The following is a 4,843-nucleotide window of genomic DNA, read 5'->3' on the forward strand; positions in this document are numbered from 1 at the left end:
TGAGGACGCCGATGGCGGCGGCAGCGGCGTAGCCGGCGTACCGCTGGATGAGCACCGGCATGACCGCCGAGCCGAGGTCGAGCGCCTCCTCCTCGACCTCCCCGGTGACGCGCCGCGGTGCGGAGGCAACCTGGGACGCCGCAGTTGCCGGGGCTGGCGGCGATGCTGCGGCCGCCGTTGTGGCGGTGTCGGCCGCGAGCGCGTCCGTCCCCGTCTCGACGTAGCCGGTCGACGGCGCAGAGGCGACCGCCGCCGCAGCGGCGGGAGCGGTGGCTGCCGTCTCCGCCGCGCCCTCGGGCGCACCCTCGGACTCGGGCGCCGCGGGTGGTCCTGCCAGCTGCTTCTCGATGCACGCCACGAACTGCTGGAGCAGCTTGTCGGAGACGTCCTGCATGACGCCCCGGCCGAACTGCGCCGGCTTGCCCGTGACCGCGAGGTCGGTGACGACGTCGGCCCTGGTGCCGCCCTCGGCGCCTGTGAGCTGGATCGTCACCGTGGCGCCGGCCGTGCCGTTGCCGCGCTTGTCCTTGCCCTTGGCCTCGATGACCGCGTGGTGGGCGACGTCGTCGCGCTGCGCGAACGAGCCGGACCCTGTGTAGAGCAGCGCGATCGGGCCGAGCTTGACCTTGACCGTGCCCGAGAAGCCGTCGTCGCTCACCTCCGTGACGGTCGCGCCGGGGAAGCAGCCGCCCACCTGTTCGAGGTCCATGAACAGGTTCCAGGCGTCGTCGACCGAGGTCGGCACGGTGAAGGAGTGGGTCAGCTCCATCCGGCGCTCACGCTCCTGCGGCGGCGAGGACCGCGCGGCGGGTCAGCACCGTGGCGAGGTGCTTGCGGTAGTCGGAGTCGCCGTTGAGGTCCGACGGCGGGTTGGTGCCTTCGGCCACCGAGGCGACCGCCGCGCGGACCGCCTCGTCGGTCGCGGGCTGCCCGACGAGGGCCTCCTCGACCGAACGCGCCCGCAGCGGCGTCGAACCCATGTTGGTCAGGCCGACCCGCGCCTCGGCGATGGAGCCGCCCTCGCTAAGCACCGTGGCCGCGACCCCGACGATCGACCACTGGTGGCTGACGCGCACGAACTTCTCGTAGTGTGCGCCCCAGCCCGTGTGCTTCGGGATGCGGATCTGCGTCAGCAGCTCGCCCTCGCCGACCGCGGTCGTGAAGAGGTCCTCGAAGAAGTCCTCGGCCGCGACGGTGCGCGTGGAGCCGTCGGCCCCCGCGATCACCAGCTCCGCCTCGAGCGCCATGACCGGCGCCCCGACGTCACCGGCCGGGTCGGCGTGCACGAGCGCGCCCCCGACTGTCCCGCGGTGCCTGATCTGCGGGTCGGCCACGGTGTGGATCGCCTTGGACAGCAGGGCTGCATGCGTCGAGACGGCCTCGGAGGCCAGCACGGCGGCATACGTCGTCATGGCGCCGATGACGAGGTGGTCGCCCTCCTCGCTGATGCCCTGGAGCTCGGAGATGCGCCCGAGGTCGATGACGACCTCCGGCGCGTTGAGGCGCATCCGGAGGATCGGCAGCAGCGACTGCCCGCCAGCGAGCACCTTTGCGTCGTCGCCGTGCTCGGCCAGCGCCGCGATCACCTCCTGCACCGATGTCGGTGCGACGTAGTCGAACTGGGCGGGGATCACGACTGGCTCCTTTCGCTCGCGGAGCCGGTACTCGCGCCGGCGGTGCCCGAGGTCCCGGCGTCCTGGTTGGCCGTGCCTCCGTCGAAGTGCGGCTGCGCGTCGCGCTCACCTTCGGGGTTGACCGCGCGCCCGGTCTGGATGGCCTTCCACACCCGCTCCGGGGTGCACGGCATGGTGACGTCGGCGACGCCCAGCGGGCGCAGCGCGTCCACGACCGCATTGACGACCGCCGGGGTGGAGGCGATCGTGCCCGCCTCGCCGACTCCCTTGGCGCCCAAGGAGTTGTAGGTCGACGGAGAGGTCGTGTGGTCGGTGACGAAGCTGATCGTGTCGGCGGCCGTGGGCAGGGTGTAGTCGACGAACGAGCCGGTCACGAGGGTGCCCTGCTCGTCGTACTCCGCGCCCTCCCAGAGTGCCTGCGCAATGCCTTGGACCAGACCGCCGTGGACCTGGCCCTCGACGATGAGCGGGTTGATGATCGTGCCGATGTCGTCGACGCAGACGTACTTGCGCATCGTCGTCGCCCCGGTCTCGGTGTCGACCTCGACGGCGCACAGGTGCGTGCCGTGCGGGAACGAGAAGTTGTCGGGGTCGAACGTCGCGTGGGCGTCGAGGTCCGGCTCGATCCCGTCGGGCAGGTTGTGCGCGGCGAAGCTGGCGAGTGCGAGCTCCGCCATCGAGATGCCCTTGTCGGTGCCGCGGACGCCGAAGCGGCCCTCCTTGAACTCGAGGTCGTCGACGCTGGCCTCGAGCAGGTGCGCCGCGATGGGCTTGGCCTTCTCGATGACCTTGTCGGCCGCCCGCACGACGGCCTCGCCCCCGACGACGAGCGAGCGCGAGCCGTAGGTGTCGAGGCCCTTGTGCGCTATCTGGGTGTCGCCGTGGAGCACCTCGACGTCCTCGAAGGGCACGCCGAGCTTGTCCGCGACGATCTGGCTCCAGGCCGTCTCGTGGCCCTGGCCGTGCGGCGAGGTGCCGGTGACCACCTCGACCTTTCCGGTCGCCAGCATGCGGATGCTCGCGTGCTCCCAGCCGCCGGCGCCGTAGCTGAGCGAGCCGAGGATGCGGGACGGCGCCAGGCCGCACATCTCCGTGAACGTGGAGACGCCGATGCCGAGCTGGACCGGGTCGTTGCTCTCGCGGCGCCGTTGCTGCTCGGCGCGCAGCTCGTCGTAGCCGAAGAGCTCCTTGGCCTTGGCCGTGGCGGCCTCGTAGTTGCCGGTGTCGTAGGTCATGCCCGCCACGGTCGTGAACGGGAACTCCTCGTGCGTGATCCAGTTCTTCTCGCGGATCTCGAGCGGGTCGACGCCCAGCTCGGCGGCGAGCTCGTCCATCATGCGCTCGATGCCGAACGTCGCCTCCGGGCGACCGGCCCCCCGGTATGCGTCGACCCACGTCTTGTTCGTCAGGATCGTCTGCACGTTGAACCGGTAGGCGGGGAACTTGTAGATGGAGTTGAACATCCACGCCCCGAGCACGGGCACGCCGCCACCCATGATGGCGACGTACGCACCGAGGTCGGCGAGCAGCTCGACCTTGAAGCCGGTGACGGTGCCGTCCTTCTCGGCCGAGAGGGTGAGCCGCTGCCACTGGTCGCGGCCGTGGTGGCCGGAGACGAGCGACTCGGACCGGGTCTCGGTGTACTTGACCGGCTTGCCCAGGCGGCGGGCCACGGCGAACGCCACGAACTCCTCCGGCGTCGTCTGCAGCTTGCCGCCGAAGCCGCCGCCCACGTCGGGGGCGATGACGCGGATCTTGGACTCCGACACCCCGGTCGTCGCGGCGAGGAGGAACCGCAGGATGTGCGGGATCTGGGTCGCGGTCCACATCGTCAGCTGCTCGTGGGTAGGGTCGACGACCACCGACCGCGGCTCCATGAAGGCCGGGATGAGGCGCTGCTGGCGGTACTCGCGCTCGACGACGATCCCGTCCTGGCGCGCCTTGGCGATCGCCTCGTCGACGTCGCCGCCGGTGCCGGCCTCCTTGGAGTCGAGCTGCCAGAAGGCGGACTTGTTCGTCTTCAGAGCCGGGTGCGCGAGCACCTCGTCCTTGAGGGCCTCCTTCATGTCGAGGACCGCGGGCAGCTCCTCGTAGTCGACGTCGACGAGCTCTGCGGCGTCGCGGGCCTCGGCGGCGGTCCTGGCCACGACGCAGGCCACGATCTCGCCGGCGCAGGCGACGCGGTCGACCGCCATGGGCAGGTGGTCGGGCGTGACCTGGTCGGCGGTGATCGGCCAGGCGTTGGCGTTGACGCCCTGGGAGTCGGCGAGGTCTGTGCCGGTGAGGACGGCGACGACGTTGCGGGCCGCCTTGGCCTCGTCGGTGTCGATGCTCTTGATGTTCGCGTGCGCGAAGGGGCTGCGCACCATCGCGAGGTGCAGCATGCCGGGCAGCGTGATGTTGTCGGTCCAGCGGGTGCGGCCGGTGATGAGGCGCTGGTCCTCCTTGCGGCGGCGGGCCTTGCCGACCTCTCCGGTGGGCGTGGACCCTGCGGGCCGGTCCTCGGTGATGGTCATGCCCGGGCCCCCTCTCCCATGGAGCCAGCACTGGAGCCGGCACTGGAGCCGGCACTGGAGCCGGACGACAGGTCGCCGCTCGGGCCCCCGTTGGAGCCGTTGCCGACCCGGCCACCGGCTCCCGGTGGGATGTCAGGTCCTGCGGCGCCGACGCCGGCCGGCACGGGCTCGGGCGCCTCGGGGCCGCCGGCCGGGACCGCGCTGTCCGCGGGTGCCTGCGCGTCCTCACGCATGGCGGAGGCCGCCTGGGCCACCGCCTTGATGATGTTGTGGTAGCCGGTGCAGCGGCACAGGTTGCCCTCGAGGCCCTCGCGGATCTCCTGCTCGCTCGGGTCGGGGTTCTCCTTGAGCAGGTCGCAGGCCTGCATGATCATGCCCGGGGTGCAGTAGCCGCACTGCAGGGCGTGGCACTCGTGGAAGGCCTGCTGCATCGGGTGCAGCTGCCCCTCGGTGGCCAGGCCCTCGATGGTGGTCACGTCGTGGCCGTCGGCCTGGACGGCGAGGACGTTGCACGACTTCACGCTCGTGCCGTCGAGGTGGACGGTGCAGGCACCGCAGTTGCTGGTGTCGCAGCCGATGACGGTGCCTGTCTTGCCGAGGGTCTCGCGAAGGTACTGGACCAGTAGGGTCCTGGGCTCGACCTCGTCGGAGTAGCTCACCCCGTCGACGGTCACGTTGATTCGGGTCATGCTT

At 71.2% G+C, this 4,843-nt stretch carries 3 protein-coding genes and 1 pseudogene; all 4 read right to left on the reverse strand.

The window, feature by feature from the left end; genetic code table 11:
- A partial coding sequence (locus ABD194_RS19570) for an SRPBCC family protein (RefSeq protein ID WP_343994614.1) occupies positions 1-769 on the reverse strand: 769 nt, incomplete at its 3' end.
- A 7-nt stretch (positions 770-776) separates the two neighbouring features.
- Positions 777-1,634: an FAD binding domain-containing protein gene (locus ABD194_RS19575; RefSeq protein WP_343994616.1), complete on the reverse strand. Its 858-nt coding sequence runs from the start codon at positions 1,632-1,634 to the stop codon at positions 777-779.
- Positions 1,631-4,150 carry a xanthine dehydrogenase family protein molybdopterin-binding subunit gene (locus tag ABD194_RS19580; protein ID WP_343994618.1) on the reverse strand — a complete coding sequence of 840 codons (2,520 nt, stop codon included), beginning with the start codon at positions 4,148-4,150 and terminating at the stop codon, positions 1,631-1,633. Before ABD194_RS19580 ends, ABD194_RS19575 begins: the two co-directional genes overlap by 4 nt.
- Before the next feature lie 233 nt (positions 4,151-4,383).
- Positions 4,384-4,839: pseudogene (locus ABD194_RS19585) on the reverse strand ((2Fe-2S)-binding protein); the annotation flags it as partial.
- Between the last annotated feature and the right edge of the window lie 4 nt (positions 4,840-4,843).

This window comes from Terrabacter terrae, from assembly GCF_039529575.1.
GTDB classification, from domain to species: domain Bacteria; phylum Actinomycetota; class Actinomycetes; order Actinomycetales; family Dermatophilaceae; genus Terrabacter; species Terrabacter terrae.